Source organism: Noviherbaspirillum phoenicis (assembly GCF_047237965.1).
GTDB lineage: Bacteria > Pseudomonadota > Gammaproteobacteria > Burkholderiales > Burkholderiaceae_D > Noviherbaspirillum_A.
Genome location: NZ_JBDFLX010000001.1, coordinates 1,008,802 through 1,032,033, shown reverse-complemented (window position 1 = coordinate 1,032,033; position 23,232 = coordinate 1,008,802). Strand labels below are relative to the sequence as shown.

19 protein-coding genes are annotated in these 23,232 nt (G+C 65.6%); 9 read left to right on the top strand and 10 right to left on the bottom strand.

Annotated features, from left to right (window positions below; translation table 11 throughout):
• Nucleotides 1-25: 25 nt before the first annotated feature.
• The 3 genes from ABC383_RS04735 to ABC383_RS04725 form a co-directional block, all read right to left on the bottom strand.
• Entirely contained in the window at nt 26-814 is a 789-nt protein-coding gene (locus tag ABC383_RS04735) for a lysophospholipid acyltransferase family protein (protein ID WP_413012224.1), read from the bottom strand.
• 19 nt (nt 815-833) lie between these two features.
• Nucleotides 834-1,283, bottom strand: coding sequence for a pyridoxamine 5'-phosphate oxidase family protein (locus ABC383_RS04730; RefSeq protein ID WP_413012223.1), 450 nt, complete (start codon nt 1,281-1,283; stop codon nt 834-836).
• Between the two features lie 101 nt (nt 1,284-1,384).
• On the bottom strand, nt 1,385-1,870 hold the full coding sequence (locus ABC383_RS04725) for an Lrp/AsnC family transcriptional regulator (RefSeq protein ID WP_413012222.1): 486 nt from the start codon (nt 1,868-1,870) through the stop codon (nt 1,385-1,387).
• Nucleotides 1,871-2,002: 132 nt separating this feature from the next.
• Between ABC383_RS04725 and mdeB the strand changes: the two genes are divergently transcribed.
• The 3 genes from mdeB to ABC383_RS04710 all read left to right on the top strand — a co-directional run bounded on the left by mdeB (nt 2,003) and on the right by ABC383_RS04710 (nt 6,425).
• The gene (gene mdeB / locus ABC383_RS04720) at nt 2,003-4,657 is read left to right on the top strand and encodes an alpha-ketoglutarate dehydrogenase (RefSeq protein ID WP_413012221.1); all 2,655 of its coding nucleotides are present in this window, start codon (nt 2,003-2,005) and stop codon (nt 4,655-4,657) included.
• A 158-nt stretch (nt 4,658-4,815) separates the two neighbouring features.
• Entirely contained in the window at nt 4,816-5,601 is a 786-nt protein-coding gene (locus ABC383_RS04715) for a DUF2076 domain-containing protein (protein WP_413012220.1), read from the top strand.
• Nucleotides 5,602-5,717: 116 nt separating this feature from the next.
• Nucleotides 5,718-6,425: a haloacid dehalogenase type II gene (locus ABC383_RS04710; RefSeq protein WP_413012219.1), complete on the top strand. Its 708-nt coding sequence runs from the start codon at nt 5,718-5,720 to the stop codon at nt 6,423-6,425.
• A gap of 109 nt (nt 6,426-6,534) precedes the next feature.
• Here ABC383_RS04710 and ABC383_RS04705 read toward each other — a convergent pair whose 3' ends face one another.
• Nucleotides 6,535-8,640, bottom strand: a complete 2,106-nt coding sequence (locus ABC383_RS04705) for a hypothetical protein (RefSeq protein WP_413012218.1) — start codon at nt 8,638-8,640, stop codon at nt 6,535-6,537.
• Between the two features lie 492 nt (nt 8,641-9,132).
• Nucleotides 9,133-9,582 (bottom strand): SsrA-binding protein SmpB, encoded by a 450-nt coding sequence (gene smpB / locus ABC383_RS04700; protein WP_413012217.1) that lies wholly within the window; start codon nt 9,580-9,582, stop codon nt 9,133-9,135.
• A 66-nt stretch (nt 9,583-9,648) separates the two neighbouring features.
• Between smpB and ABC383_RS04695 the strand changes: the two genes are divergently transcribed.
• On the top strand, nt 9,649-10,080 hold the full coding sequence (locus ABC383_RS04695) for a type II toxin-antitoxin system RatA family toxin (protein ID WP_413012216.1): 432 nt from the start codon (nt 9,649-9,651) through the stop codon (nt 10,078-10,080).
• Entirely contained in the window at nt 10,073-10,354 is a 282-nt protein-coding gene (locus ABC383_RS04690; RefSeq protein WP_413012215.1) for an RnfH family protein, read from the top strand. The genes ABC383_RS04695 and ABC383_RS04690 overlap by 8 nt, the downstream gene beginning before the upstream one ends.
• A 52-nt stretch (nt 10,355-10,406) precedes the next feature.
• Here the strand turns inward: ABC383_RS04690 and ABC383_RS04685 are convergent, their stop codons facing one another.
• Nucleotides 10,407-10,886, bottom strand: coding sequence for a DUF4124 domain-containing protein (locus ABC383_RS04685; RefSeq protein ID WP_413012214.1), 480 nt, complete (start codon nt 10,884-10,886; stop codon nt 10,407-10,409).
• A gap of 149 nt (nt 10,887-11,035) precedes the next feature.
• Here ABC383_RS04685 and guaB point away from each other — a divergent pair, with 149 nt between their 5' ends.
• The 4 genes from guaB (at nt 11,036) to ABC383_RS04665 (ending at nt 16,925) form a co-directional block, all read left to right on the top strand.
• Nucleotides 11,036-12,496: an IMP dehydrogenase gene (gene guaB / locus ABC383_RS04680; protein WP_413012213.1), complete on the top strand. Its 1,461-nt coding sequence runs from the start codon at nt 11,036-11,038 to the stop codon at nt 12,494-12,496.
• A gap of 86 nt (nt 12,497-12,582) precedes the next feature.
• Nucleotides 12,583-14,202 carry a glutamine-hydrolyzing GMP synthase gene (gene guaA / locus ABC383_RS04675; protein WP_413012212.1) on the top strand — a complete coding sequence of 540 codons (1,620 nt, stop codon included), beginning with the start codon at nt 12,583-12,585 and terminating at the stop codon, nt 14,200-14,202.
• A gap of 120 nt (nt 14,203-14,322) precedes the next feature.
• The gene (locus ABC383_RS04670; protein WP_413012211.1) at nt 14,323-16,500 is read left to right on the top strand and encodes a sensor histidine kinase; all 2,178 of its coding nucleotides are present in this window, start codon (nt 14,323-14,325) and stop codon (nt 16,498-16,500) included.
• A 77-nt stretch (nt 16,501-16,577) separates the two neighbouring features.
• Nucleotides 16,578-16,925, top strand: coding sequence for a hypothetical protein (locus tag ABC383_RS04665; protein ID WP_413012210.1), 348 nt, complete (start codon nt 16,578-16,580; stop codon nt 16,923-16,925).
• 8 nt (nt 16,926-16,933) lie between these two features.
• On the opposite strand, the gene pdeM is transcribed toward ABC383_RS04665, so the two are convergent.
• Genes pdeM through ABC383_RS04645 form a run of 4 tightly spaced genes read right to left on the bottom strand, consistent with a single transcriptional unit; the run spans nt 16,934 to nt 22,770 of the window.
• On the bottom strand, nt 16,934-17,608 hold the full coding sequence (gene pdeM / locus ABC383_RS04660) for a ligase-associated DNA damage response endonuclease PdeM (protein WP_413016234.1): 675 nt from the start codon (nt 17,606-17,608) through the stop codon (nt 16,934-16,936).
• Nucleotides 17,608-20,100, bottom strand: a complete 2,493-nt coding sequence (locus tag ABC383_RS04655) for a ligase-associated DNA damage response DEXH box helicase (protein ID WP_413012209.1) — start codon at nt 20,098-20,100, stop codon at nt 17,608-17,610. The genes pdeM and ABC383_RS04655 overlap by 1 nt, the downstream gene beginning before the upstream one ends.
• The gene (locus ABC383_RS04650; RefSeq protein ID WP_413012208.1) at nt 20,097-21,716 is read right to left on the bottom strand and encodes an ATP-dependent DNA ligase; all 1,620 of its coding nucleotides are present in this window, start codon (nt 21,714-21,716) and stop codon (nt 20,097-20,099) included. The genes ABC383_RS04655 and ABC383_RS04650 overlap by 4 nt, the downstream gene beginning before the upstream one ends.
• Nucleotides 21,709-22,770, bottom strand: coding sequence for a ligase-associated DNA damage response exonuclease (locus ABC383_RS04645; RefSeq protein ID WP_413012207.1), 1,062 nt, complete (start codon nt 22,768-22,770; stop codon nt 21,709-21,711). The genes ABC383_RS04650 and ABC383_RS04645 overlap by 8 nt, the downstream gene beginning before the upstream one ends.
• Nucleotides 22,771-23,232: the final 462 nt, after the last annotated feature.

Below are 23,232 nucleotides of genomic sequence, written 5' to 3'. Positions count from 1 at the left end.
GGCCCGGCATGGCCCGGGCAGGCGCTCAGCGCTGCGTCTGCCCGGCCATGTCCGGTTCTCCGGTCAGCGCCAGCATCGCCTGGCGCGCGGCGCGCATGCATGGTCCTATGTCTTCGCGGTCGGGCTGCAGCGTCGGCCCGATCTCCAGCGTCAGGGCCGCCCGGCGCGGCAGCCAGCCGCGCGGCCGCAGCACCTCCCGGGCGCCGCGCAGGCCGGCCACCACCAGCGGGCAGCCGGCCTGCGCGGCCGTAACGAAGGCGCCGCTGTGGAAGCGCCGCAAACCCGGCTCCGGCACGAAGCCGGCCTCCGGAAACACGATCAGGTTGCCGCGCCGCCGCAGCGCATGGGCGATGCGCGCCGCATTGCCGGCATGGCTGCCGGCGCTGGCCGGCGCCAGCACCACCGTGCCCAGCGCGCGCAGCAGCGGGCACAGCAGGCCTTGTATGCGGAACTGCTGGCGCACCACGAAGGCATAGCCGGGACGCGCCGGCAGCATCGCCACCAGCGCCAGGCCATCCAGAAAGCTGCTGTGGTTGACCAGCAGCAGATGGCGCTGCGTAGCCGGGGGCAGCCGTTCCAGGCCATGCGCCGAGAGCGGCATGCCCAGCAGCCGGAACAGCAGCTGGCAGCCGGCGCGCGCCACCGGCCTTGCCCGCGCCGGCCTGCGCAGCGCAACGATCGCCGTGCCGAAGGCCAGCAAGACCAGCGCAAAGGCGGCCCATGCATAGGCGCCGTACAGGCACGCAGCCAGCCGCCCCGGCCCGCGCCGGCGCGCCAGCGGCGCAGACGGGTCGCGGTCGGCCGCGCAGCTCACCGCCGCTCCGCGAGGGCGCTCATGCGCCGACCAGTTCGGTATGGCCAAAGCCCTTGCGGTAGTCCAGCAGCGAAATGATTCGAGGCCGGATTTCCAGCAGCAGCACCGCGCCGCTGCGGGCAGCGTCAGCCCATTGCCCGACCTGCGGGAAGCGCCCGAGCAGGCAGTCGCCGGCCCGTTCGATCTCTTCCGGCTTTTCGAGGATGCGGGCGGTGGCCGCTGCCGACAGTCCCCGGATCTCGCTCCAGTCGGCATATGGCGCGGTGACGGTGAACGACACCTTGTCGCAGGCGCGGATGTTGTCGGCCTTCTGGCTCTGATGGCCCACGCCGATATAGATCGTCAGCCCGTCGTGGGCATAGCTGACCGTGGTGGCCTGCGGGTAACCGTCCGGCCGGATGGTGGCCAGCGCCAGGTCCTGGCACTGGTCGAGAATTTCCACGATGAAGTCGTGCGCAGCCTGTTCCATCGTCTCTCTCCTTGCGGCGTGTGCATGCCGCCTGCTTGCCTACTGTGCTGGCTGCGCCGCAGGACGCGCTTGAGATGGGTCAAGGACCGGCAGGACCATCGCTACCTGGCGCCGGCATGCTCCAGCGGCAGCGCGGTCTTGTACTTCACCTGCTTCAGCGCGAAGCTGGAGCGGATGTTCTTGATGCCCGGGATGCGGGTCAGGTGGTCGAGGATGAAGCGCTCCAGCGCCTGGATGTCGGGCACCACGATGCGCAGCAGGTAGTCGGCGTCGCCGGTCATCAGGTAGACCTCCATCACCTCGTCGAAACGGCTGACTTCCTGCTCGAAGCGCGCCAGCGCGCCGGCCTCCTGCTTTTCCAGGCTGACCTGAATGAACACATTGACCTTCAGGCCCAGCGCATGCGGATCGGCCAAGGCCACGTAGCGCGAGATCACGCCGCGCGCTTCCAGGCTGCGCACTCGCGCCAGGGTCGGCGAGGGCGACAGGTTGATGCGCCCGGCCAGTTCCACATTGCTCTGCGCGCTGTCTTCCTGGAGCAGGCGCAGGATGCGCAGGTCGGCGGCGTCAAGGTTGAGTTCCGGCATCGCATGCTTTCAAGTTGTTGAGTTGCGACATTTTATGCCGTCTCGAATCCGCGATGCAGCAATATTCGGTTCCCTATGCCGGCTAGGGAAGCGTACCTTACTGGTTCGCACAACATTTTGCAGGAGACCGCCATGGATATGCCGCCCGCCAGCCAGCTCATCACCCACACCGATGCCGACCCGGCCGAAACCGCCGAGTGGGTCGATGCCCTGGCGGCGGTGCTGCAGAGCGGCGGCCGCGAGCGCGCCCGCTTCATCCTGTCGAAACTGTCCTCCGCCGCCTGGGAATGGGGCGTGCAGTGGCGCGCCGCCCGCAACACGCCCTATGTGAACACGATCCGCGCCGCCGACGAGCCGGCCTTTCCCGGCGGCGCCGACGCGCTGGCGGTGGAGAGGAAACTGGCCGGCATCATGCGCTGGAATGCGCTGGCCATGGTGGTGCGCGCCAACCGCGCCCATGCCGAGCTGGGCGGCCACATCGCCAGCTATGCCTCGGCGGCAGACCTGTTCGAAGTCGGCTTCAACCATTTCTTCCGCGCCAGGAATGGCGACTTCGGCGGCGACCTGGTGTTCTTCCAACCGCATTCGGCCCCCGGCGTGTATGCCCGCGCCTACCTGGAAGGCGCGTTGAATGAAGCCGACCTCGGCCATTACCGGCGCGAGATCGAAGCCCGCCACCACGGCGCGCGCGGCCTTTCGTCGTATCCGCATCCCTGGCTGATGCCGGACTTCTGGCAGTTCCCCACCGGCTCGATGGGCATCGGCCCGATCAACGCCATCTACCAGGCGCGCTTTCTGCGCTACATGGAGCACCGCAGCCTGTTGCCGGCGCAGGACCGGCGGGTCTGGGGCGTGTTCGGCGACGGCGAGATGGACGAGCCGGAATCGCTGGCGGCGCTCAGCCTGGCCGCGCGCGAGGGGTTGGACAATCTTACCTTCGTCATCAACTGCAACCTGCAGCGCCTGGACGGCCCGGTGCGCGGCAACGGCCACATCGTCGACGAACTCGAAACCCTGTTCGACGGCGCCGGCTGGAATGTGATCAAGCTGCTGTGGGGATCGGACTGGGACCCGCTGTTCGGACGCGATGCCGGCGGCGCGCTGGTCGAGGCGCTGAACCAGACCGTGGACGGCCAGCTGCAGACCTTCGCCGCCAACGACGGCGCCTACAACCGTGCCCGCTTCTTCGGCCAGAGCGCCGCGATGCAGGCGCTGGCCGCCAGCCTGACCGATGCCGAGATCGACCGCCTGCATCGCGGCGGCCACGACATGAAGAAGATCCATGCCGCCTATGCCGCCGCGGTGTCGCATCGCGGCCGGCCGACCGTGATCCTGGCCCAGACCAAGAAGGGCTTCGGCATGGGCAGCGCCGGACAGGGCCGGATGACCACCCACCAGCACAAGAAACTGGAGGACGAGGAACTGCTGGCCTTCCGCGACCGCTTCGACCTGCCCATCAGCGACGCCGATTGCGCCGCGCTGGCCTTCTACAAGCCCGCCGCCGACAGTCCCGAAATGCAGCACCTGCATGCGCGCCGCGTCGCGCTCGGCGGCTACCTGCCGCGCCGCCATGATCCGCGCGCCAGCCTGCCGGTGCCGGACATCGCATCCTATGCCCGCTTCGCGCTGGAGTCGGACGGCAAGGAAATGTCGTCGACGATGGCGCTGGTGCGCATGCTGGGCGCGCTGATGAAGGATGGCGGCATCGGCAAGCGGGTGGTGCCCATCGTCGCCGACGAGGCCCGTACCTTCGGCATGGCCAGCCTGTTCCGCCAGTTCGGCATCTATTCCTCGCAAGGACAGCTGTACGAGCCGGAAGATATCGGCTCCATCCTGTCCTACCGCGAGGCGAAGGACGGCCAGATCCTGGAAGAGGGCATCACCGAGGCCGGCGCCATTTCCTCCTGGACCGCTGCGGCCACCAGCTATTCGACGCACGGTTTGCCGATGCTGCCGTTCTACATCTATTACTCGATGTTCGGCTTCCAGCGGGTCGGCGACCTGATCTGGGCCGCGGCCGACCAGCGCGCCCGCGGCTTCCTGGTCGGCGCCACCTCCGGCCGCACCACCCTGGCGGGCGAAGGCCTGCAGCATCAAGACGGCAGCAGCCACCTGGTGGCGGCCACCATCCCCAACTGCGTCGCCTACGACCCGGCCCATGCCTACGAGGTCGCGGTCATCGTGCAGGACGGCATGCGTCGCATGCTGGAAGAGGGCGATGACGTGTTCTATTACCTGACCGTCACCAACGAAAACAATCCGCAGCCGCCGATGCCGGAAGGCGCGCGCGAGGGCATCCTGCGCGGCATGCACCGCATCGTCACGGTGGACGCACCGCAGGCGCGGCTGCTGGCGGCGGGGCCCATCGTCAAGGAAGCGCTTGCGGCCGCCGAACTGCTGCGGGAGCGTTTCGGCATCGCCGCCGAGGTATGGAGCGTGACCAGCTTCTCGGAACTCGCCCGGGAGGCCATCGCGGTGGAGCGCCACAACCGCTGGCGCGACGAGCAGGCCGTGCCGTATGTCACGCAGCAGCTGCAGGGCGATATCCCGGTGATCGCCGCCAGCGACTATGTGAAAGCAGTGGCCGACAGCATCCGCGCCTGGGTGCCCGGGCCGTATGTGACGCTGGGCACGGACGGCTTTGGCCGCAGCGACACCCGGGCCGCGCTGCGCGACCATTTCGAGGTCAGCGCTGCCTGGATCGCTTTTGCAACTATCGAGAAGTCGGGTGCAACTTCAGAAGAACGCCGCGCCGCAGCGGCGGCGCTTGGCATTACCTTCAACTGAGGGGATTTGTGCCGGCGGTTGACCGGATCGGGATGTGCTCAAGAAGTTGCGCATCTCGCCCCAGCCGGCCCTTGTACGCTTGCCAACATGCCCCCAGATGGCGCCTGTGCCGCCGACGCTAACCGGGCGGCTGGTCCACCAACTCAAGGAGCATGACCATGACCCCGCAGGAACAGGAAAAGCTGCAACAGTTCTTAAGCCAGTTGAACCAGGCCGGCGGCGTGCAGCGCGACCCCGAAGCCGACGCAATGATCAACGCCGCGGTATCGCGCCAGCCCGACGCCGCCTACCTGCTGGTGCAGCGCACGCTGCTGCAGGACCAGGCGCTGGAAGCCGCGCAGGCCCGCATCGCCGAGCTTGAGCGCCAGGCGCAGGCGGCGCGGCCGGCGTCTTCCGGCAGCTTTCTCGGCGGCGCCGACACCTGGGGCAACAGCGCCCGCAGCGCCGCGGCGCCAGCCAGCGCCATCCCGGAGCGCGCATCGACTCTCAACGCCATCCCTTATCCGCAAGCCGGGCAGGGCGCCTATCCACAAGCCGGCCAGGGTGCCTATCCGCAAGGACAGGTGCCATACCCAGGCCAGCGCCAGGGCGGCTGGTCCCGGTTCGGCGGCGGCATGGGCGGAGGAGGAGGCAGCTTCCTGGGAACCATGGCGGCCACCGCGGCAGGCGTCGCGGGCGGCGCTTTCCTGTTTCAGGGCCTGGGTAACCTGCTCAACAGCCATCATGGCAACGACGCCGGCCAGCAGCATGGCCTGACCTCGGACGCCGGCGCCGGCCAGACTTCCGGTGCCGACAACAGCCTGGCGCAGGATGCCGGCCTGAATGACATCAGCACGGCGCCGGCCCAGGAAACGCAGGACTACGGCGTGGCGGACGATAACGTCGCCTTCGACGATGGCGGCATGTCCGACGATTTCGGCGGTGGGGATGATTCGCTAATCTAGCCGTTGTTGCGCTCGCTGCCGGACATTGTTGACGCAAGCCTGCGTGGTGCCGCTGCATCACGCAGGGTGTTTTGCGTTAGGGTGATGCCTTCGCCAACTTCCGGAGCACCCAAGCTATGAACACCCGCATCAAGGCAATCGCTTTCGACGTATTCGGCACCGTGGTCGACTGGCATGGCGGCATCAGCGCCGAAGCCGCCGCGGTCGCGGAACGACATGGGGTAGCCGGCGACTGGGATCGCTTTGCCGCCGACTGGCGCGCCGGCTATCCGCTTGCGATGAACCGGGTCCGCAATGGCGAACTGCCCTGGACCCGCATCGACGGCCTGCACCGCCTGATCCTCGATGAAGTCGCACCGCGCCACGGCCTCGGCGGCATTCCCAGGGCTGAGCTCGATGAACTGAACCTGGCCTGGCACCGCCTGCCAGCCTGGCCGGATTCGGTGCAGGGCCTCGCCCTCCTCAAGAGCGCCTACACCATCACCACGCTCTCCAACGGCAACTTTTCGCTGTTGACGGAAATGGCCAAGCGCGCCGGCCTGCCCTGGGACTGCGTGATCTCGGCCGAGCTGTTCCACCACTACAAGCCTGACCCGGAAACCTACCTGGGCTGCGCCGACCTGCTGGGCGTTGCCCCCAACGAGCTGCTGCTGGCCGCCTGCCATCCGGAAGACCTGCGCGCGGCCAGGGAGCACGGGCTGCGCACCGCTTACGTCACCCGTCCGCATGAGTATGGCAAGGAGGCCCGCCTGCCCAGGGTAGCCGAAGGCGAGTTCGATTTCCTTGCGAACGACATCGTAGACCTGGCTCGGCAATTGACCTGAGCCAGCGGCCTGGCGCTTCCCGGCATCGCTGCAACTTCCCCGGTCGCCCATTGCGGTGGCGGTGGCGATGGCGGTGGTGGCAGAGCCCGGCAGCGCCTGCGGCTAGATCTCATTGCGCAGGGCGCAATGTGCTCGCCACGTAGGAGAACTCCCTTCCATAGTTATCCCGGCTAAGCAACTGAACGCCGTCAAGCCAGGTGTTTTCCAGATAGCGTCCCTGGGCATCGCAGTGGAGGACGCCGGTGTCGAAGCTGCAGGGCACCTCCGCCTGCTTCATGTCCGGACTCAGGTCAACGTTGTCAACGAAGTCCAGGAAGGGCGGTATGCTGGACGGCGTGAGCAGCGTTCCCATTACGCGAAGGGACACTGGCGCAAGAGGCGTGAAGGGAGGCGGGACAAGTGTTGACCATGCATAAGAGGTTGAACGCAGATCCTGCAGCGACAAGTGCAAACCGCTGCCGGGCGAAGAGCTATACAGCCGATCCAGCAGTGGCTTCAAACTTTCGTCCGTGAGGTAATAGCTGTACAGAGGTACCCCCGGCCGATTGTTTTTCAACTCTTCCACCGACATCGCCCTGGCTCTCGTCCTGACAGCCTGGGTGGCTACCGGAACCTGGCTGTTGGCCGTGAAGTACGCCAGCGTCCATATGCCGCGTGGCGGGTAGGAGGCAATCGTATCGTCGGTCTCGTTCTGGCGCGGCAATTGCAGGTCGCGCTCTCCTGTATAGGGCACCGCAGGGGCCGATTTCCCGTCGTTAAATAGAGAGTCGGTAGCAGTAATTACTCTGAGCCGCACAAAAGCCGAACTGGAATCGACGATCTCGCTATTGTCGTCAACCTCAGGGTTGAAACGGCTGTCGAGTTTTGGCAGCGTCATCGAACTGGACCCGCGAACGAGTGAATATCTGACGCCGCGAGGTGATGTCACATCGACGCGGACGATCTTTTCATCGTTGATTTCCTGGAGCGGTATCTTGATGTCATAGCCTGTACTGATCAGACCGCCTAGTCCGCTTTGCATATAGCCACGTACCTCGGCCATGGGATTGACGCTCCCTGCGAACCTGTACTGGTTCCCCGTCAGCCTCAGCTTGCCATCGCGCCCAGGCGTGGCGACCGACTCCTCGCGGCGTGACACCAGAGTTTTGCTGACCGAGATGAAACTGAACACGATATCCCCGTTGTCTCGCCTGTATTCAAACGTGCCCTGGCCGTAGCCGGCGCCGGTACCGCTTTCGGCGAAGAGCCCCGGGAATGCGCTGGCGGCTCCCACCACTGCGCCGGAGTGCAGGTAGTTCGCAGGATCGTCGTTCTTGAAAAGGGTCCGGCATTGCGGCGCAGTCACGGTTCCTGCTGCAATGTCGACCCGCGTCGCGACCGGCAAGGAAAAACAGGCAGTCATGCGCTTGAGCAGGTCGGCGATCTGCGCACTTGTGCCGGAGGCCGGCAGGTTCGCGGCCTGGATGGCCTGATTCTGTATTGCGGTGGGCGTGATGCCGTTGTCCTTCAGTATTCGTTCCAGCAGCATGCTGTTGGTGAACCTGATGACGGGCATCTCCTGCTCTTCCCCGGCGCTCTTGATCGATATCTGGATGGTGCTGGTGTTATCCGCATTTTTTGTAATGCCGATATCCAGGGCATCCAGCAGCCGGTCTGGCCCCGTGCCGTTGGCGGGTGCGGGCCCTGAGCGTAGGCCGGCAATTTCTGTGTTCAGGGCTGTGAGCAGGGGCTTCAAAATGGACTCTACCTTGCCCCAGTTGGCAACAATGGATTTCTCGTCAAAGGTGACTTGCCCGCTTGCCAGTTCAGCCGCCAGAGCCGATGGATTGCCGCTTGCCGACATCAACGCGGCAATCAGCGTGCTGATGGTGTTGACATTGACAGTGGTGCTGACCCGTGTGTCAACCATGCTGACCAATGTTTCATCGGCACTTGTGGCCGTCATCACCATGTGCGGACTAAAGGAAGGATCGATCTCGATGCTGAACGAGCCGTCTGGTGCCGTCACACCCGAACCTACGTTTTTTCCTGTCTGGTCCTTGATGTCGACGCGGGCGTTTTCAATGGGACCGCCACTGGCCACAATACCGCTGATCACTGTAGAGGTCGGCGCGGTGCCGGCTGATGGTGAATTGCTGTTGCTGCCACATCCGGTAATGACCAGAGCGGTCAGGACACTGACCGCGAATAGGTAAATCCCCTGCTGGTTGCGCATGTCTGCTCTCCGTCGCTGAGTTGGTAGAGGGAAGGGAGCAAGGAGGGGAAGGCGTTGCGCTCGGCTCAGGCCCTGACCTGAGCTATTCCCGCGACGGCATTCGGCATTTTCCGTAGCGGGAAGGTGCGCCAGGAACCCTCACTTGACTCTCGTGCAAGTTGGGTAACGTCACGCGCCACAATGTCACGGCCTGCCGCCCCTTGATTGCAGGCTTATGCGATGCGAAGCGGGCGTGGGCGCCACGAAAGGGCGCGGTTCAGGCTGGCGTGCAGCCGCTTGATTGCGAACTTCGGTGGAAGACGCGACGCACCATTGCGGCCACGCGGATCGGTGGCGTGAGCGACTGGCAAGGCTCGCGGCTCTTGGCCAAGCCCGCTTTTCTCGCCAGTGGCATGGTTTGCGCTGCAACGCGTTGCAAAGAACCGCTAAGCTACGCGCATCGCATCTTGCGCATTCCCGGGTAACCGGGTGCGCATTATTCTTCCCGGGCTGCTAGCGCCGGTTCTGCTTCATTGCCGACTGAATCTCGCGCTGGGTGTCGCGCAGCCGCTCGGTCTCGCGCTTGTCGTGCTGCTTCTTGCCCTTGGCCAGGCCGACCTCGCACTTGATGCGCCCCTTGGAGAAGTGCAGGTTCAGCGGCACCAGGGTGTAGCCGGCGCGCTCGACCTTGCCGATCAGCTTGCTGATTTCCGCCGAATGCAGCAGAAGCTTGCGGGTGCGCACCGCGTCGGGGTTGATATGGGTGGAAGCTGTGGGCAGGGGACTGATGTGCGAGCCGAACAGATACAGCTCGGCCTTGCGCACCACCACATAGGCTTCCTTCAGATTGACCCGGCCGGCGCGGATGGACTTGACTTCCCAGCCCTCGAGCACCATGCCGGCCTCGAAGCGCTCTTCGATGAAGTAGTCGTGAAAGGCTTTTTTATTGTCTGCGATGCTCATCAAGGGGAAGTGGTGGCGGTCGGTTAAAATTTCAACCTTCGCATTTTATCAAACGGTTCACAGTCAATGGCAGTCGTACACAAGTCCGTATTGGTCGGCTACAGCGCCGAGCAGATGTTCGCCCTGGTCGACCGGGTCGAGGATTATCCAAAATTCCTGCCCTGGTGCGGTGGGGTCGAGGTCCGGAATCGTGAGGGCAATACTTTGGTGGCCACGCTGAAGATCAATTATCACGGGGTCAGGCAGAGCTTCACCACCGAGAACACCAACACCCCGCCCACCCAGATGGTGATGCGTTTCGTCGACGGGCCGTTCAAGCAGTTCGAAGGCACTTGGACCTTCAAGCCGCTGCGCGCCGACGCCTGCCGCATCGACTTCAACCTGCACTATGAATTTTCCAGCCGCATCCTTGAGCAGATCATCGGTCCGGTGTTCAACATGATCGCCAACAGCTTCGTCGATTCTTTCACCAAGCGCGCGGACGTGGTGTATGGCTGAGATCCGCGTTCAGGTCTGCCATCCGCTGCCGCAGGCGCCGCAGCTGCTTGATTTGACGTTGGATGAAGGCAGCTCCCTCCGCGACGCGGTGATGGCCAGCGGCCTGCTGCCGGATTTCGATGCTGATCCGTGTCCGGTGGGTATTTTCGGCAAGAAGAAAGCGCCGGATACCGTGCTGCGCGACGGCGACCGGGTGGAAATTTACCGGCCCCTGGTAGCCGACCCCAAGGATGCGCGGCGCCGGCGCGCAGTGAAGAAAGACCGCGCCGTCTGACTTCATCCGGCAGCGCCGCCATGCCGCGCCGCCGGTTCCCGGCGGCTTGCTCTCAGCTGCCGCTGCGGCACTGCTCCAGCACGCGCTGCACCCGGCTGGTTTCCTCCGCCCGCTGGGTGTCCGTCAGATAGCTGCGCTCGCCATTGGCGTCGGTGCGGGAAATTCGTCCGCCATTGGCCAGCGCCCGGCCGTAAGCGCGTGCCTGCTCGCAATTGCGGCTCTTTTCCTTTTCCAGCGCCGCCTGCTCGCTTTCCTTCTGTTCGCGCTCGGCGCGCTCCAGGCGGCGCTTTTCAAAGTCGGCATTGCGCTCGGCCAGCGTCGGCCCGCTGGGCGCAGGAACTGTCGTAAGCGTGGAAGCCGCCCCGCGCGCGCCGGGGCTTTGCAGGATGCGGCTGGCCGGCGTGCCGGCCGGCGGCGGCTGATCCGAATACTGCTTGACGCCCTTCTCGTCGAGCCAGACATGCTGGGCCAGTGCCGGCAGGGCGGCGAATGCGAGCATGCAGGCAAGCCTGCGCAATGTCGTGGCGGCCATGGTGAGTCCTTTAATTAGTGATCAAAGGCAACGATTTCCTCATGCTTTGCCGGATGTGTCAACCGAAAGCGCCTGCCTGTGACAGTTTCCAACGGGCTTTCCCGGCGTCGATTTCTGTATAATTCGCTTTTGCGCCTACAGGAATCGCCATGCGTCTACTTCAAAAAGCACTCACATTCGATGACGTGCTGCTCGTACCCGCCTATTCAGACATCCTTCCCAAGGACACTTCCCTCAAAACCCGCCTGACCCGCAATATCTCGCTGTCGATCCCGCTGGTGTCGGCGGCGATGGATACGGTGACCGAAGCGCGTCTGGCGATCGCGATGGCGCAGGAAGGCGGCATCGGCATCGTCCACAAGAATCTGACCGCCCGCGAGCAGGCGCGTGAAGTCGCCAAGGTCAAGCGCTTCGAGTCCGGCGTGGTGCGCGATCCGATCACCATCCCGCCCGACATGAAGATCCGCGACGTGATCGCGCTGTCGCAACAGCACGGCATCAGCGGCTTCCCGGTGGTGGAAGGCAAGAAGGTGGTCGGCATCATCACCAACCGCGACCTGCGCTTCGAAGAGGAACTGGACGCCGAGGTGCGCGCGAAGATGACGCCGCGCGAGAAGCTGGTCACCGTGCGCGACGGCGCCGAACTGTCCGAAGCCAAGCGCCTGATGAACAAGCACAGGCTGGAGCGGGTGGTGGTGGTCGACGATGCCTTCGAGCTGCGCGGCCTGATCACGGTCAAGGACATCCAGAAGTCGACCGAGCATCCGCTGGCCTCCAAGGACGAGCATGGCAAGCTGCGCGTGGGCGCGGCGGTCGGCGTCGGCCCGGATAACGAAGAGCGCATCGACCTGCTGGTCAAGGCCGGCGTCGACGTGATCGTGGTCGACACCGCCCACGGCCATTCCAAAGGCGTGCTGGACCGGGTGCGCTGGGTCAAGAACAACTATCCGCAGGTGGAAGTCATCGGCGGCAACATCGCCACCGCTGCCGCCGCGCGGGCGCTGCTGGAGCACGGCGCCGACGGCGTGAAGGTCGGCATCGGCCCCGGCTCGATCTGCACCACCCGCATCGTGGCCGGCGTGGGCGTGCCGCAGATCACCGCCATTTCCAACGTTTCCGAAGCGCTGGCCGGCACCGGCGTGCCCTGCATCGCCGACGGCGGCATTCGTTTCTCGGGCGACATTTCGAAGGCACTGGCCGCGGGCGCATCCAGCGTGATGATGGGCAGCATGTTCGCCGGCACCGAGGAAGCGCCGGGCGAAGTGATCCTGTTCCAGGGCCGCAGCTACAAGTCCTACCGCGGCATGGGTAGCCTGGGCGCGATGTCCGACGGCTCGGCCGACCGCTACTTCCAGGACGCGGCCAACAATGCCGACAAGTTCGTGCCGGAAGGCATCGAGGGCCGGGTGCCCTACAAGGGCAGCGTGATCGCCATCCTGTACCAGCTGGTCGGCGGCGTGCGCTCGTCGATGGGCTACTGCGGCTGCGCCACCATCGACGAACTGCGCGAGAAGGCCGAGTTCGTCGAGATCACGTCGGCCGGCATGCGCGAGTCGCATGTGCATGACGTGCAGATCACCAAGGAAGCGCCGAACTACCGCGCCGAGTAAGCGCCAGCGTCTATCATGCACGGCCGCCGGCTTGCGCCGGCGGCCGGTTTCCATTCAAGTCGTTCTTTTTTTCATCCTGTCCCGCCATGCATTCAAAAATTCTCATTCTGGATTTCGGATCCCAAGTCACCCAGCTGATCGCCCGCCGCGTGCGCGACAGCGGCGTGTTCTCCGAGGTCTTTTCGTATGACGTCAGCGACGACTTCGTGCGTGGCTATGGCGCCGCCGGCGTCATCCTGTCCGGCGGCCCGAGCTCGGTGACCGAAGGCGATACGCCGCGGGTGCCGGCTGCCGTGTTCGAGCTGGGCGTGCCGGTGCTGGGCATCTGCTACGGCATGCAGGCCATGGCGCAGCAGCTGGGCGGCAAGGTCGAGAATGGCACGGTGCGCGAATTCGGCTACGCCGAACTGCGCGCGCGCGGCCATACCGCGCTGCTCAACGGCATCGCCGACTTCGTCACGCCGGAAGGTCATGGCATGCTGAAGGTCTGGATGAGCCATGGCGACAAGGTGCTGGAAATGCCGCCCGGCTTCAAGCTGATGGCGTCCACCGACAACTGTCCGGTGGCTGCCATGGCCGACGAGGACCGTCGCCTGTACGCGGTGCAGTTCCATCCGGAAGTCACCCATACGATGCAGGGCAAGGCCATCCTGTCGCGCTTCGTGCACGAGATCTGCGGCTGCAAGTCCGACTGGAACATGCCTGACTACATCGCCGAGGCAGTGGAGAAGATCCGCGCCCAGGTCGGCGAAGAGGAAGTGATCCTCGGCCTGTCCGGCGGCGTCGACAGCAGCGTGGCCGCGGCGCTGATCCATCGCGCCATCGGCGACCAGCTGACCTGCGTCTTCGTCGACCACGGCCTGCTGCGCCTGAACGAAGGCCAGATGGTGATGGACATGTTCGGCAAGAACCTCGGCGTGAAGGTGATCCGCGTCGACGCCACCGACCAGTTCATGGGCAAGCTGGCCGGCGTGACCGATCCGGAAGCCAAGCGCAAGATCATCGGCGCCGAGTTCGTCGAGGTGTTCCAGCAGGAGGCGGGCCGGCTGCCGAATGCGAAGTGGCTGGCCCAGGGCACCATCTATCCGGACGTGATCGAGAGCGCCGGCAAGGGCAAGAAGGGCGCGCATACGATCAAGAGCCACCATAACGTGGGCGGCCTGCCGGAAACCCTGAACCTGAAACTGCTGGAGCCGCTGCGCGAACTGTTCAAGGACGAGGTGCGCGAACTCGGCGTGGCGCTGGGCCTGCCGCATGACATGGTGTATCGCCATCCTTTCCCCGGCCCCGGCCTGGGCGTGCGCATCCTGGGCGAGGTGAAGAAAGAATTCGCCGACCTGCTGCGCCGCGCCGACGCGATCTTCATCGAGGAGCTGCGCAACACCGCCATTCCGCTGCCGGCAGAACTGGGCGAGGGTCGCGAAGTGGGCATGTTCCACAAGAACTGGTACGACGCCACCAGCCAGGCCTTTGCCGTGTTCCTGCCGGTGAAGTCGGTCGGCGTGATGGGCGACGGCCGCACCTACGAATACGTGGTGGCGCTGCGCGCGGTGCAGACCCAGGACTTCATGACGGCGCACTGGGCGCATCTGCCGCATGAACTGCTGGGCAGGGTGTCGAACCGCATCATCAACGAGGTGCGGGGCATCAACCGGGTGGTGTACGACATTTCGGGCAAGCCGCCGGCCACCATCGAGTGGGAATGATCGCCGCGCTTTCATGACGGCTTCGCCGCGGGCATTGGGATTACTCCGGGATCGCAGCCGGATCGCCTGCGGCGCCTCCAACGACGGATTGCATAAAGAGATCGCGCCGAGCGGCCACGCATGTATCGACAACGTTTTTCCTTCCCGTCCTTTCTGCCGGCGCTGCTGTGCCTGATCCTGGGCCTGCTGGCCACCGCCGCGCTGTATTCCTGGACCCGCGACCAGGAGCTGGCGATGGAACAGCTGATCTTCGATCGCCGCGCCAGTTTCCGCATCCAGACGGTGCGCCAGGGGCTGGAAGAGGTGGTGGAAACGATTGAGGACGTGAACCGGGTGTTCGCGACCTTCGGCCCGATCAGCCAGGCGCAGTTTCATGCCTTCGTTGGACCATTGGCCCAGACGCGGCCGTTTTTCAATTCCATTTCCTTCCTGCGGCTGGTGCCGCACGCCGAGCGCGCGGCCTACGAGTCGCGCAAGCGCATCACGCATCCCGACTTTCAAGTCAGCGACCTGAAGGACGGCAAGCCGGTGCGCGCAGCGGACCGTGACCAGTATCTGGTCGTGGAATACCTTGAACCGAGCACCATCAACGGCCTGGTCGGCATCGGTTTCGACGCGCTGATGGAGCCCAGCATCAGCCAGGCCGTGCAGCGGGCAACCGACACCGGCGAGGCTTCCGCCACAGCGGTGATCCGTTACCTGTTCGTGCCGCCGTCGCCGCCGCGGCTGGTGGTCGTGAAGGCGATTTACCGCGAGGGCATGCCGCTCGACACGCCCGAGGCGCGGCGTGCCGCTGTCTACGGCTATACCGGCCTGGGCATGCCTACCGGCAAGCTGATCGAAAAGATCCTGGACGACTCCGGCCTCGGGCCGTTGAATGGCATGTACATGGCGGCCTATGTTTCTCAGGGAAGCACCGAGGTCCTGGCGTTCCAGCACGGGGAGAGCATGGAAAGGCGCACGGATGCCACCGTGCGATCCTCCTCGCAGACGTTTCCGATTGGCGGCGTCACCTGGCGCGTGGAGGTGCGCGGCGCCGACATACGCAGCGGTGGCCAGGTGGGATCGTGGCTGGTCGCCCTGTTCGGCGTCCTCACCAGCGTCATGGCGGCCGTCTATTTGCGCACCCAAGGTTCGCGGACACGGCATATTCACCAGCTGGTCGAAGAGCGTACAGCAGCACTGCATGCTGCCAACACGCAGCTGAGCATGGACATTGCCGCACGGGAGCGGGTGGAAGGCGTTCTGCGCCGCACCGAACGCAGCCTCAACAATGCGCAGCGGATCGCGCACGTGGGCAGCTGGGAAATGGATGTGGCCAACGGCTGGCAGCAGTGGTCGGATGAATGCTTCCGGATCTTCGGCATGGAACCCGAACTGGACAATGTGCCTGTCCTGTCCCGCCTGCCCGGCAGCACGCGGGCGCTATGGCGCAGCTTCCTGGCCGATGTGCTTGAAGGCACGTATGACGCTTGTGAATTGTCCATTACCCGGCCGGATGGCACCGTCCGCCATGTGATGCTGCATGCCGAAATCGCCGAAGGCCAGGCCGCTTCGGGACGCACGATCGTCGGCACGGTGCTCGACATCAGCGAATTCAAGCAGGTCGAGACCGAGTTGCGGCGCTCGCAGAAATCGCTGCGCGAGCTGGGCGGCCACCAGGAACGGATCAAGGAAAACGAGCGCCAGCGGATTGCGCGCGAGATCCATGACGAACTGGGTGGCGTGCTGACCGGCATCAAGGCCTATGTGTCGGTGGCCAGCAGCCGCGTCGGCAGCGACGCGCAGGCCGCGCCCTTGCTGGCCGAAGCCATGGCGCAGGCGGACGCCGCGCTGGACACCGTCAGGCGCGTGATCGCCGATCTGCGCCCAAGCGTGCTCGACCAGCTCGGCGTGTGGGAAGCCATCGAATGGCAGGCCAGCCAGCTCGAAGCCCAGACCGGGGTGCATTGCCACTGCGTGATCGACCCGGATCTTCCCGTTATCGGAGCGGACGCCGGGGCAATGCTGTTTCGCATTGCCCAGGAAGCGCTGACGAATGTGGCCAGGCATGCCCAGGCGACCGTGGTGGACATCACCGTCCGGCTGGACCATGAGCAACTGCGCCTCGACATCGAGGATGACGGCACCAGCATCTCGCCCGAGCGCTTGCTGGCGACCGAGTCGTGGGGGCTGCGGGGGATGCAGGAGCGCGCCCTCTATCTCGGCGGCACCCTGAGCATAGGAAAGGGCGCCAAGCAAGGAACCTTGGTATCTCTGCGTTTGCCACTATCGGTGAAGTTAGCTGCAATTAACTAGGAGTTGAGGGTAATCTCTAGGCCATTAGTTACGCGTGTAGTTGATCGACTACACAAAAATCATTGTTCGCCGATAGCGTGTCACTGGACAGTTCAGGATACTTCGTCTGTCGCATTGATTTCTTCAATGCAAAACGAAGTAGAGCATTTTTCTGTCAGGAGTACGCGATGCCAACCAACCAGCAAGACACCGCCATTCACGCAGGCCTGTGGTTTTCAATCAAGATCGATGCAGACGAATTCATTGCATTGCTGTCCGCGGAGGCGCTGGAAAAGCACTTCCTGCCGAAGGATGCCCAGATTGAGCCACGCAGCGCCTATCGCCGCAACCGCAAGCTGATCGACGCGGTGGCGCGCCGCAAATTTCTGGAAGGATGCCCGCGGCCGATCACCGTCGATGCTGCCGATTTCAACGCCGCACAATAAACCGCGCATCAAGCCTGGCCCCGGCCTCGCGCAGTCAGCTCGATCACCATGTCTGGCGCTGCCAGAAACAGCCGGTCGTGTTGCGCCGGTGTTACCGGATGGCCGCCAGTGAATGCGCCGAAGGACGGCAGCATGCCGCCTTCCCGGCCAAACAGGAAACACGGCAGGCGCAGCGCGTCGCCGCGCGCGGCAAGCCGGTAGACCGGATGCACGTGGCCTGCCAGTACGTAGCCCTCCGGGTGCAGCTGCGGATGATGCACAAAGACGAGGGGCCCGATCCGGTAGGGTTCGTCCACCACCGTGATGGCCAGACTCGGCGGCGGATCGCCGGCGTGGCTGTCATGGTTGCCCCGCACCAGCGTCAGCGCCAGATGGCTGTGCCGCTCGCGCCAGGCATGCAGCGCGGCCATGGTGGCGGCCGCATGAGCATGACGCGCATGCAGGAAATCCCCCAGGAACAGGATGCTCGTAGCGCCGGTTGCAGCCGCCAGCGTGGTCAGCATGTCCAGGTTTTCCGTTGTCGTGCCGCGCGGCACCGGCACGCCCTGGGCGCGGAAGGATGCGGCCTTGCCGAAATGGATATCGGCGATCACCAGCATTGCCCGCGCTGGCCAGAACAGCGCCCGCTGCGGCAGCAGCGTCAGCATTTCGCCCGCCGCCTCGATCTCCACCGCACCCGCCATCATCGGCGCCGCTCCGGCAACGCGGCGGCGTTTTCCAGCTCCCGTACCATGCGGGCGACGCGGTCCGACAGCTTTTCCGTGCTCAGCTTTTCCCGGAAGCGTTCCACCATCAGCGGAAAGCCGAATGGAGTGGCACGCGGCACCGCATGCCAGGCCAGCGCGCGACCACGCAGTTCGGCCAGCGTATCGCGCAGGCGGCCCAGTTCCAGTTCCTGCTCCAGCACCTCGCGCTGTGCCTGGGTCAGCAGCAGATTGCCGGGATCGTGCTTCCTGAAGACCTCGTAGAACAGGCTGGAGGATGCCTGCAGCTGCCGGTTGCTCTTGCGCTGGCCCGGATAGCCCTGGAACAGCAGGCCGGCGATACGGGCGATTTCCCGGAAGCGGCGCTGCGACAGCTCGGCCGCGTTCAGGCTGGCCAGCACGTCTTCCAGCAGATGGTCTTCCGCCAGCAGCCGGTGCACCGGCGCCGAAGGGCGCAGCAGCAGGGTTTCATAGTCGATGGCGTCGGGACAGAGCAGTTCCAGGCCATAGTCATTCACGGCAATCGAAAACGTGGCGCTCTGCTGGCGCGCGATGCGCCAGGCCAGCAGCGAGGCCAGGCCGAGATGCACCGAGCGCCCGGCGAACGGGTAGAGGAACAGGTGCCAGCCTTCGCGGCTCCTCAGCGACTCGGCCACCAGCGTGCGCGCCGTGGGCAGGGCGGACCAGCGTCGCTGCAGTTCCAGCAAGGACTGGATGGCCTGCATTTCAGGGCCGGCGAACCGTGCGTGGTCGGCTTCTTCCAGGCAGGCCAGGGCCGCATGCGCCAGCTCCGACGACATCGGCAGCTTGCCCCCTTGCCAGCGCGGCACTGCGCCCTTGCGGCCGCTGGCCTTGCGCACATACGCCGTCATTTCATGGATGCGGATGAATTCCAGCATGCGGCCGCCGAACAGGAAATGGTCGCCCTTGGCCAGTCGTGAAATGAAGGATTCGTCCACCGAGCCTATGGTGGCGCCGGACAGGAATTTGACCTGGATGGACGCGTCCGACACGATGGTGCCGATGTTCATCCGGTGCCGCCGCGCCAGCGTGGCGTCCGGCACGCGGTAGACGCCTTCCTCATCCGGCAACACCCGCCGGTATTCGGGATAGACCGCCAGGCTCTGGCCGCCGCGGGCTACGAAATCCAGCGCCCATTGCCATTCCTCCGGCGCCAGCTCGCGATAGGACCAGGCCTGCCTAACTTCGCCGTACAGTTCGTCCGGGCGGAAACCGCCGCCCAGCGCCATCGTCACCATATGCTGCACCAGCACGTCCAGCGGCTTGTTGGGCGGGATGCGCGCTTCCACCGAGCGCGCCGCCAATGCGCGCTTCGCGCCGGCGGCTTCCAGCAGTTCCAGGCTGTTGGTCGGCACCAGCGTGACCCGGGAGCGCCGGCCGGGCGCGTGGCCGCTGCGTCCGGCCCGCTGCAGCAGCCGGGCAATGCCCTTGCAGCTGCCGATCTGCAGCACCCGTTCCACCGGCGCGAAGTCCACGCCGAGGTCCAGGCTGGAAGTGCAGACCACCGCCTTCAGGCTGCCGTCCTTGATGCTCATCTCCACCCAGTCGCGGACGGCCTTGTCGAGCGAGCCGTGATGCAGCGCGATCAGGCCGGCCCAGTCCGGGCGTTCGGCCAGCAGGCTCTGGTACCACAGTTCGGACTGGGCACGGGTATTGGTGAACACCAGGGTCGACGCGCTCTGCTCGATTTCACGCACCACGGCCGGCAGCATCACGGTGCCCAGATGCCCGGCCCACGGGAAGCGGCCGGTCGCCGGCGGCAGCAGGGTGTCGACCAGGATGTCCTTGTCGTCAACGCCTTCCACCAGCGTTCCCTGGCCCGTGCCGAGCAGCGCGTCCTGGGCCTGCCGCAGGTTGCCTATGGTCGCCGACAGACCCCAGACCAGCAGTTCGGGACGCCATAGCCGCAGCCGGGCCAGCGCCAGCTGGGTTTGCACGCCGCGCTTGCTGCCCAGCAGTTCATGCCATTCGTCGACGATCACGGCGTCGAGATGGCGGAAGCGTTCGCGGGCGTCGGCGGCCGAGAGCAGCAGGGTCAGGCTTTCCGGCGTGGTGACCAGCAGCGAGGGCAGGCTCCTGACCTGGCGCGCCCGCTCGGCCGAGCCGGTGTCGCCGGTGCGCAGGCCGCCGGTCCAGCCCGGCAGCAGATCGGCCGCCGGCGCCTGCAGCGCCTTCATGGTGTCGGCGGCCAATGCACGCATCGGCGTGATCCACAGCACCCGCGCGCCCTTGCCGGGCGACGCCTGGCCGCGCATGCCGCGCAACAGCGCGCCCATCCACAGCGCATAGGTCTTGCCGGCGCCGGTGGCGGCATGCAGCAGGCCGCTGCGGCCTTCGGCAAAGGCTTGCCAGACCTGGCGCTGGAACGGAAATGGCGTCCAGCCGCGCTCCGCGAACCAGGCTTCGACCGCCTGCTCCGGCGTCAGCTTTGCGTTGCGCTCGGACTTCACGGCAGCATGCCCTGCAGCGTGGCCAGGGTGTCCGCCTCCTCGATCTTCTTGTCGTCGCGGATGCGAAGCATGCGCGGGAAGCGCACCGCGATGCCGGCCTTGTGCCGGCTGGAGCGGGCGATGCCTTCGAAGCCGATCTCGAACACCATGGTCGGCTTCACGCTGCGCACCGGGCCGAACTTTTCCACGGTGGTGCGCCGGATCGCCGCATCGACCTTGCCGATCTCGGCGTCGGTCAGGCCGGAATACGCCTTGGTAAACGGCACCAGCCGGCGTCCGCCCTCGGGGTCGTCATCCCAGACCGCGAAGGTGTAGTCGGTGTAGAGCGAGGCGCGGCGACCATGGCCGGCCTGGGCATAGATCAGCACCGCGTCCACGCTGTAGGGATCGATCTTCCATTTCCACCAGGTGCCGACGTCGCGAGTGCGGCCGACGCCGTACTGGGCGTCCATGCCTTTCAGCATCATGCCTTCCACTGCGCGCGAGCGCGACGATTCGCGCAACTGGGCCAGTTGCTCCCAGCTGGCCGCCTCGATCAGCGGCGACAGCACCAGCTGCGGGCAATTGGCCTCTGCCACCACCGCTTCCAGCCGCTGGCGGCGTTCCCGCTGCGTCAGCCGGCGCAGGTCTTCGCCATCCTGTTCCAGCAGGTCGTAGGCGATCAGCGCGGCCGGCAATTCCTGCAGCATCTTGGCCGATAGCGTCTTGCGGCCGATGCGTTTCTGCAGGTCGGCGAACAGGGCCGGCTTGCCCTGCTGCCAGATCACCACTTCGCCATCGACCACGGTGCCGTCAGGCAGCGGCACGGCGCTGATTTCGGGGAAACGGTCGGTGATCAGGTCTTCGCCGCGCGACCACAGCCAGCTCTGGCCGCTGCGGCGCACCAACTGGGCGCGGATGCCGTCGTACTTCCATTCGGCCAGCCAGTCGCCGATGTCGCCCAGCGTGTCCGGCCCGACCTGCAGCGCATGCGCCAGGAAGAAGGGATAGGGCTGGCCGCCGCGCAACTGGTGCTCGAATTCCGACTGCGGGGCGATCAGCTGCGCATAGCGATCGGCATCGGGCTGCACCCGGCCATCGACCCAGCCCATCAGCCGCTGCGCGACCAGCTTGGCATCGATGCCGGCGACTTCGCCCAGCGCCCGCGTGACCAAGAGGCGCGACACGCCCACCCGGAAGCTGCCGCCAATCAGCTTCATCAGCAGGAAGCGCTCGCGCCAGTTGGTCTCGTCCCAGATGGCAAACAGCGCCGCGCGTATGCGTTCGGGCGTCGCGCCGCGCAGCGGCAGGATGCGCTCCTCCATCCAGACCGACAGGCCGACATCGCTCTCGGCGCTTGGCGGCGGCAGGATATGGGCGATGGTCTCGGCCAGGTCGCCCACGGCGTCATAGCATTCGTCGAACAGCCAGTCGTCCAGCGCCGCCCGTTCTATCGTGTACTGGCGCAGCAGCTTGGTCGGCACCACCTGGCGCGGCTTGCCGCCAGCCAGAAAGTAGACCGCCCAGGCGGCGTCTTCCGGGCGGGCACTGGCGAAATAGGTCTGCAGCGCGGCCAGCTTGCGGTTGGTGGCGGTGGTCGAGTCCAGCTCGGTATAAAGGCGGGCGAACTCACGCATCGGCGGGCTGCTCCCGGGCCTGCGCTTGCTCCTGGTCCTGCGGCTGCGGCGCCGCCGGCGCGGCATCGTCCTCGTCGCCGTATTCGGTCTCGAAGGCGCCGGCCTCCAGGCCGTTTTGCTGCAGCCAGCGCACCATGGTGCCGATCTGCCCATGGGTGACGATGACCCGCTCGGCGCCGGTGGCGGCGATGGCCGACATCAGGCCCGGCCAGTCGGCATGGTCGGACAGGATGAAGCCGCGGTCCACCGCCCGCCGCCGCCGCGCGCCGCGCAGCTGCATCCAGCCGCTGGCGAAGGCGTCGCTGTAGTCGCCGAAGCGGCGGATCCAGGTGCTGCCGCCGGCCGATGGCGGCGCCAGGATCAGCGCGTCGCGAAACGCCGCCTTGCCGCCGGTGGCCTCCGATACCAGCAGGGTGTCCGGCAGGTCGATGCCGCCTGCGCGGTAGACCCGGTTCAGCGGCTCCACCGCGCCATGGCAGAAGATCGGGCCGATGGCCCGGTCCAGGCCGGACAGGATGCGCTGCGCCTTGCCGAAGGAATAGCAGTACAGCACGCTGGCCCGGCCTTCCTCGGCATTGCCGCGCCACCAATCGTTGATCTCGGCATACACCTCGTCCTGCGGCTGCCAGCGGTAGATCGGCAGGCCGAAGGTGGATTCGGTGATGAAGGTATCGCAGCGCACCGGCTCGAATGGCGCGCAGGTGGCGTCCGGCTCGACCTTGTAGTCGCCGGACGCGACCCAGACCTCGCCCTGGTATTCCATGCGCACCTGTGCCGAGCCCAGCACATGGCCGGCGGGGTGCAGCGACACGGTCACGCCGTTGTGCACCACGGTTTCGCCATAGGGCAGCGTCTGCAGGTTGATCTCTCCCAGCCGTGCCCGCAGCACATTGCCGCCGCTCTCGGCGGCCAGGTAGCTGCCGTGGCCGACGCGGGCATGGTCGGCGTGGGCATGGGTGATCACGGCCCGGTCTACCGGCCGCCACGGGTCGATGTAAAACTGGCCCGGCACGCAGTACAGGCCTTCCTTTCTTGCCACTACCATGTCCGGCATGCGTCATTCCTTTTGCTGAAGAGTCGGGTCAATGATAGGGGCGAATTGGCACATGGCAAGGCGCATGAGCGATGGGAATCGCGGCTGGCTTGATTGGAAACAATCCGGGCAGGGGCTTCAGTAAATGGGAGGGGCATGGCGGGCGCATGGCGCGGCGGTGCCGCAGGAGCACGGCAGGCAGCGCTGGAGTTAAGTTGCCTGTGGCGTGCCTGCTATGGGCGCTTGCAGCATGTCGAACTGGCAGCCCGGGTGGCGCATCCATGATCGATAGCATCCTTCGTGAACGTCGAATCGATTGACTGTGGCAGGCAACTACGTGAGGCGCTGCGGCGAGTGCAAGGCGAAGGCCGCGGTGACGATGAGTCGGGAATGTGGTGTCGCCAGGCGGTTTCGATGCGACTGACGCGGCATCTGTTTTCAGCAGGCACCGGGGTGTCTGATGACGACATTCACAGCACGAAT

Excerpts from the sequence above, each read along its gene's own strand:
- ABC383_RS04685 (WP_413012214.1), bottom strand. The coding sequence starts at position 10,886 with ATGGCCGCCACGACATTGCGCAGGCTTGCCTGCATGCTCGCATTCGCC.
- guaB (WP_413012213.1), top strand. The coding sequence starts at position 11,036 with ATGCGTCTACTTCAAAAAGCACTCACATTCGATGACGTGCTGCTCGTA.
- ABC383_RS04730 (WP_413012223.1), bottom strand. The coding sequence starts at position 1,283 with ATGGAACAGGCTGCGCACGACTTCATCGTGGAAATTCTCGACCAGTGC.
- ABC383_RS04715 (WP_413012220.1), top strand. The coding sequence starts at position 4,816 with ATGACCCCGCAGGAACAGGAAAAGCTGCAACAGTTCTTAAGCCAGTTG.
- ABC383_RS04650 (WP_413012208.1), bottom strand. The coding sequence starts at position 21,716 with ATGCGTGAGTTCGCCCGCCTTTATACCGAGCTGGACTCGACCACCGCC.
- ABC383_RS04695 (WP_413012216.1), top strand. The coding sequence starts at position 9,649 with ATGGCAGTCGTACACAAGTCCGTATTGGTCGGCTACAGCGCCGAGCAG.
- pdeM (WP_413016234.1), bottom strand. The coding sequence starts at position 17,608 with ATGGCGGGTGCGGTGGAGATCGAGGCGGCGGGCGAAATGCTGACGCTG.
- guaA (WP_413012212.1), top strand. The coding sequence starts at position 12,583 with ATGCATTCAAAAATTCTCATTCTGGATTTCGGATCCCAAGTCACCCAG.
- mdeB (WP_413012221.1), top strand. The coding sequence starts at position 2,003 with ATGGATATGCCGCCCGCCAGCCAGCTCATCACCCACACCGATGCCGAC.
- ABC383_RS04690 (WP_413012215.1), top strand. The coding sequence starts at position 10,073 with ATGGCTGAGATCCGCGTTCAGGTCTGCCATCCGCTGCCGCAGGCGCCG.
- ABC383_RS04725 (WP_413012222.1), bottom strand. The coding sequence starts at position 1,870 with ATGCCGGAACTCAACCTTGACGCCGCCGACCTGCGCATCCTGCGCCTG.
- ABC383_RS04710 (WP_413012219.1), top strand. The coding sequence starts at position 5,718 with ATGAACACCCGCATCAAGGCAATCGCTTTCGACGTATTCGGCACCGTG.
- ABC383_RS04670 (WP_413012211.1), top strand. The coding sequence starts at position 14,323 with ATGTATCGACAACGTTTTTCCTTCCCGTCCTTTCTGCCGGCGCTGCTG.
- ABC383_RS04705 (WP_413012218.1), bottom strand. The coding sequence starts at position 8,640 with ATGCGCAACCAGCAGGGGATTTACCTATTCGCGGTCAGTGTCCTGACC.
- ABC383_RS04645 (WP_413012207.1), bottom strand. The coding sequence starts at position 22,770 with ATGCCGGACATGGTAGTGGCAAGAAAGGAAGGCCTGTACTGCGTGCCG.
- smpB (WP_413012217.1), bottom strand. The coding sequence starts at position 9,582 with ATGAGCATCGCAGACAATAAAAAAGCCTTTCACGACTACTTCATCGAA.